This window comes from Nonomuraea antri (genome assembly GCF_013283785.1).
Classification (GTDB): domain Bacteria; phylum Actinomycetota; class Actinomycetes; order Streptosporangiales; family Streptosporangiaceae; genus Nonomuraea; species Nonomuraea antri.
The window spans coordinates 1-5337 of the sequence record NZ_JABCPZ010000396.1 but is presented as its reverse complement, the minus strand read 5'-3'; the positions used below and the strand labels follow the sequence as shown (position 1 = coordinate 5337).

Below are 5337 nucleotides of genomic sequence, written 5' to 3'. Positions count from 1 at the left end.
GCTCGGGTGAGTCCGTGCGGCACGCGCGGGTCGCCGCCGGGCTGGCCGAGCTGGAGCGATGGCTGGCCGACCAGGTCAGGCAGGGGCTCGCGAGCGCCACGGAAGACGACTGGGCGGGCCTGGCCAAGCGGCTGATCGACGCCCAGGCCCCCGGCCTGGCCAGTGCGGTGTCCCGGCTGGCCCAGGTGCGCCGGTCCGACGACTGGCCGGAGCGGCTGCTCGCCGAATACGCTCTCATCAACCTGCTCGCGGTCGCCTACCGGCGCCGCGCCGAGCTGCCCGGGCCGCTCGCCGAGACCGTGCTGATCCGCACCGGGTTCCCGGTCGCGCGTGAGGAGGTCCTGGCCGGGCCGGCCGTCCGCGATCACTGGGACGTCCTGGGCAGGCGCGACGAGGAACAGGATCGGCTGACGTCCAGGCGCGTGTGGCTGCGGGGGCGCGCCACGGGCCGGGCAGCGCTGATCCTGTCGTTCGCGCCGCCCGGCCAGCCGCTCGACGCGTCGCTGGTCACGGGCACGACGATCGACGCCGATCTGACCTTCTACCCGGGCGCCGCCCCGTTGCGCGCCCTGGTCGCGGCCCGCCGCACGCCCTGGCCGGACGACCCCGGGGGCGCGGTGCCCGATCGGGCGGGCGTGCCGCCGGGCGTCTCCCCCGACGACGCGCTCGACGAGGTGGCCGAGGCGCTGGCCGGAGATCCGTGGATCGAGTCCTGGCCGCTGGTGCTGTCCGGGGTCGTGCCGGAGCGCGCCTCGCTGGGCGGCATCCCGCTGCGTCCGGGGTCGCATGATCCGTGGCGGTTGTTGGCCGTGTCGGGCGGGCGTCCGGTGACGGTCGCCGCCGAGTGGACCCCGCTCGGCCTCCGGCCCCTGACCACCTGGGACGACGAGGGAACGGCGGTGATCCTGTGAGCCGGGCGTTCGTGGGGACGGCGGTGATCCTGTGACCTGGGAGGAGCTGGCTTCGACGGCCCTGGTGGGCACCGATCGGCGTCCGTACCAGGGAGACCTGCTGGGGAGCGCGGCCGTGGAGGTGGCGCGCGGGCGCGCCGGCCGGCGCGTGACGCATCCGGGGACGGCCGAGCCGCCCGCCCCGGACGAGGAGCGCGACGCGGTCTCCAGGCGGGCCGCCGAGCGGCTGGTGCGCATCATCGGTGGCGAGCACGAGCGGCTGCTGCCCGAGTGGCTGGCCGCCGCGGCGGTGACCGGGCGCCGGGTGCCCGCGTTCGTGCTGCCCGAACTGCTCGACAAGGGCAGGAGGGACCGTTCGATCCGCGGGCATCTCGGGGTGCTGGCCGGGCAGCGCGGCAGGTGGCTGGCCGGGCGCAATCCGGCGTGGGCGTACCTGCTGGAAGAGCCCACGGGCGAGACGTGGGAGCTGGGCGGCGCCGCCGACCGGCGGGCGCATCTGCGGCGGCTCAGGTCCGCAGACCCCGGCGCGGCCAGGGCGCTGCTGGAGAGCACGTGGGAGCGCGAGACGCCCGACGACCGCGCCGAATTCATCGAGGTGCTGGCCGACGGGCTGTCCATGGCCGACGAGCCGTTCCTCGAATCGGCGCTGGACGACCGCAGGAGAGAGGTGCGCCAGAGCGCCGCGAACCTGCTCACCGGGCTGCCGGAGTCCCGCCTGGCCGGGCGCATGGCCGAGCGGGCCGCGGCCTGCGTGCGCGTCACGGGCAGGACGATCGCCGTCACCCCGCCCGAGCGGTGCGACAAGGCCATGGAACGCGACGGCGTCCGGGCCAAGCCACCGCGCGGCATCGGCGAGCGGGCCTGGTGGCTGCAGCAGGTGCTGGCCCGCGCCCCGCTGACCATCTGGGCGCACCCGCCGGGCGTGCTGCTCGCGATGAAGATCCCCGACTGGGACACCGAGGTCAAGGCCGCCTGGGTGCGTGCCGCCGTGCTGCAGAAGGACCCCGAGTGGGCGCGGGCCATGTTCGCCTGGGATCCGATCGCCGACCTGCTGGAGTCCCTGCCGCCGGCCGAGCAGCAGGAGCTCGCCGCCGGCTTCGTGCAGAAACACGACCTCGACAGCCAGTTGATCATGGTGCTCGGCGGCGTCGCCCCGCACTGGAAGGACGAGCTGGCCACGGCCGTGCTCCACAAGATCATAAAGCTGGCCGCCACGCAGCCGTGGAACCTCGGCGAGCTGGTCAAGCTCGCCGGCGAACGCATCGACCCGGCCCTGTTCCCGCTGGCCGAGAGCTATTCGCCGATGCCGTCCGTGCAGCAGGTGGCCGCACTGCTGCGCTTCCGCGCCGACATGTTGAAGGAGCTTCGATGACAGTTCTGCGTCCGCACGCGGAAGATCAGTACGCCGAGGAGCTGGCACTCCTGGCCAAGGACGACGACCGGCCCAGGCCGCCCGGCTGGAAGTTGTCGCCGTGGGCGGTCACCACGTACATCCTGGGCGACGGCCACCGGATCACCCCGAAATACGTGGGCGCGCGCCGCATCGTCGAGGTGGCCGTCGCCACGCTGGCCACCGATCGCGCGCTGCTGCTGCTCGGCGTGCCGGGTACGGCCAAGACCTGGCTGTCCGAGCACCTGGCCGCCGCCATCAGCGGTGACTCCACGCTGCTCGTGCAGGGCACGGCCGGCACCGCGGAAGAGGCCGTCAGATACGGCTGGAACTACGCGCGGCTGCTGGCCGAGGGGCCCTCGTTCGAGGCGCTGACCCCGTCGCCGGTCATGCGGGCGATGGCCGAGGGCCGGGTGGCCAGGGTCGAGGAGCTGACCCGGATGCCGTCCGACGTGCAGGACGCGCTGATCACCGTGCTGTCGGAGAAGACGCTGCCGATCCCCGAGCTCAACCGCGAGGTGCAGGCGCAACGCGGCTTCAACGTGATCGCCACCGCCAACGACCGCGACCGCGGCGTGAACGAGCTGTCCAGCGCGTTGCGGCGGCGCTTCAACACGGTCGTGCTGCCGGTGCCGGCCACCGCCGACGAGGAGGTCGACATCGTCTCGCGCCGCGTCACCCAGCTCGGGCGTTCGCTGGAGCTGCCCGAGACCACCACCGCGCTGGCGGAGATCCAGCGGGTCGTGACCGTCTTCCGCGAGCTGCGCGCCGGGGTCACCGAGGACGGCCGCACCAAGGTCAAGTCGCCCAGCGGCACGCTGTCGACGGCGGAGGCGATCTCCGTCCTGACCAGCGGCATCGCGCTGGCGGCCCACTTCGGCGACGGGGTGCTGCGCGCCTCCGACGTGGCGGCCGGGATCGTCGGGGCGGTGGTGCAGGAGCCGGTGTCCGACCGGGTGGTGTGGCGCGAATACCTGGAGACGGTGGTCAGGGAGCGGCCCGACTGGCGCGACTTCTACCGCGCCTGCCGGGAGATCTCATGACCCGTGCCGCTGCTGCGGAGCCCGAGGGCCCAACGTCCAGGTAGTGAAGGAGGTGCGGTGAGCGTTTCGGTGCTGGGGGTGCGGCATCACGGGCCGGGGTCGGCCCGTGCGGTGCGGCGTGAGCTGCTGCGGCTGCGCCCGGACGTCATCCTGATCGAGGGCCCGCCGGAGGCCGACGCGCTGGCCGGTCTGGCCCCCGAGCTGGAGCCGCCCGTCGCGTTGCTCGCGCACGTGCCGGGCGTGCCGTCGAGCGCGGCGTTCTGGCCGTTCGCGGAGTTCTCGCCGGAGTGGCAGGCGCTCAGGTACGCCGCCGAGGCCGGCGTCCCGGTGCGCTTCTGCGACCTGCCCGCGGCCAACAGCCTGGCCGGCGACGGCGACGGCGAGGAGCGGGAGGAGTCGGCGTTGCGGGCCGATCCGATCGCGTCCCTGGCCGAGGCCGCCGGATACGACGATCCGGAACGCTGGTGGGAGGACGTCGTGGAGCACCGCGGCGGCACAGCGGCCGGCGAGTCCGGGCCGGCGCCGGGGTTCGAGATCATCGCCGAGGCCATGGCGGCCGTTCGCGAAGGGTATGAACCGGGCGAGCGGGAGGCCAGGCGCGAGGCGTACATGCGCAAGACGCTGCGCGCGGCGATCAAGGAGGGCTTCGGCACGATCGCGGTGGTGTGCGGCGCCTGGCACGTGCCCGCGCTGGCCGGGCCGCTGCCTCCGGCCCGGGCCGACGACGCGTTGCTGCGCGGCCTGCCGAAGGTGAAGGCCGAGCTGACCTGGGTGCCGTGGACGTACGGGCGGCTGGCCTCGTGGAGCGGCTACGGCGCGGGGGTCACTTCGCCAGGCTGGTACCACCATCTGTTCGCCGCACCCGACCGTCCGGTGGAGCGCTGGCTCGCCGCCGCCGCGGGGGTGCTCCGCGAGGAGGGGCTGGCGGTGTCGTCCGCGCACGTCATCGAGTCCGTACGCCTCGCGCACGCGCTCGCGGGGCTGCGCGGCCGGCCGCTGGCCGGGCTCGGCGAGGTCACCGAGGCGGCCAGGGCGGTGTTGTGCGAGGGCGACGATCTGGCGGTGGAGCTGATCCAGCGGCGGATGGTCGTCGGCGACCGGCTCGGCCACGTCACCGACGGCACGCCCATGGTGCCGCTCCAGCGCGACCTGCGCGAGCGGCAGCGGCGGCTCAGGCTCAAGCCGGAGGCGCTCGATCGCGAGCTCGACCTGGACCTGCGCAAGCCGCTCGACCTGGAGCGCAGCCACCTGCTGCACCGGCTGCGGCTGCTCGGGGTCGACTGGGGCACGCCCGGGCAGTCGCGGGGCAAGGGCACCTTCCGCGAGACGTGGACGTTGTGCTGGCGGCCCGAATACGACCTGGCGCTCATCGAGCGGGCCGCGCTCGGCACCACGGTCGAGGCCGCCGCCACCCAGCACGCCCGCGACCTCGCCGCCGGCCGTGACCAGGTGGCCCGCACCCACGATGCCGGGGCGAACCCGGGGCCTGGCGGAACCCAGGGGCCGGGCGATGTGCACCAGGGGGCGGCGCGTCCGGGTGGGGCGGTTTCGCTGGCCGAGCTGACCGGGCTGGTGGAGCGGTGCCTGCTGGCCGACCTGCCGCGGGCGCTGCCCGAGGTGCTGGCCGCGCTGTCGGCGAAGGCGGCGCTCGACACCGACGTCACGCACCTGATGGCGGCGCTGCCCGCCATGGTCCGCGCGCACCGTTACGGCGACGTGCGCGGCACCCCGGCCGAGGGGCTGGCGGTGATCGTGCAGTCGATGCTGGCCAGGATCTGCGTCGGGCTGCCCGTCGCGGTCACCGGCCTCGACGACGACGCCGCCACCGGCCTGCTCGCCCACGTGGACGCCGTGCATTCGGCGGTCGCACTCCTCACCGAGGCCGCCCAGGAAAGCCCCGTCAACGCCCAGGCGGCGGAGGACTGGCCCGACGGTGAGGCGTCCGGGCAGGAGAGCGAGGCGCGGCCCGACGGTGAACCGGCTGGTCAGGCGG

Annotated in this window: 4 protein-coding genes; all 4 read left to right on the top strand. The window is 74.6% G+C overall.

Annotation, left to right across the window (positions count from 1 at the left end):
• The coding region (locus HII36_RS53095; RefSeq protein ID WP_217371073.1) for an SWIM zinc finger family protein at positions 1-911 on the top strand (911 nt) is incomplete at its 5' end.
• A 31-nt stretch (positions 912-942) separates the two neighbouring features.
• The gene (locus tag HII36_RS53090) at positions 943-2283 is read left to right on the top strand and encodes a DUF5691 domain-containing protein (RefSeq protein ID WP_328808305.1); all 1341 of its coding nucleotides are present in this window, start codon (positions 943-945) and stop codon (positions 2281-2283) included.
• Positions 2280-3344 (top strand): ATP-binding protein, encoded by a 1065-nt coding sequence (locus HII36_RS53085; protein ID WP_173531011.1) that lies wholly within the window; start codon positions 2280-2282, stop codon positions 3342-3344. The genes HII36_RS53090 and HII36_RS53085 overlap by 4 nt, the downstream gene beginning before the upstream one ends.
• A gap of 57 nt (positions 3345-3401) precedes the next feature.
• Positions 3402-5337 (top strand): DUF5682 family protein (locus tag HII36_RS53080; protein WP_328808304.1); only part of this gene is annotated, 1936 nt, incomplete at its 3' end.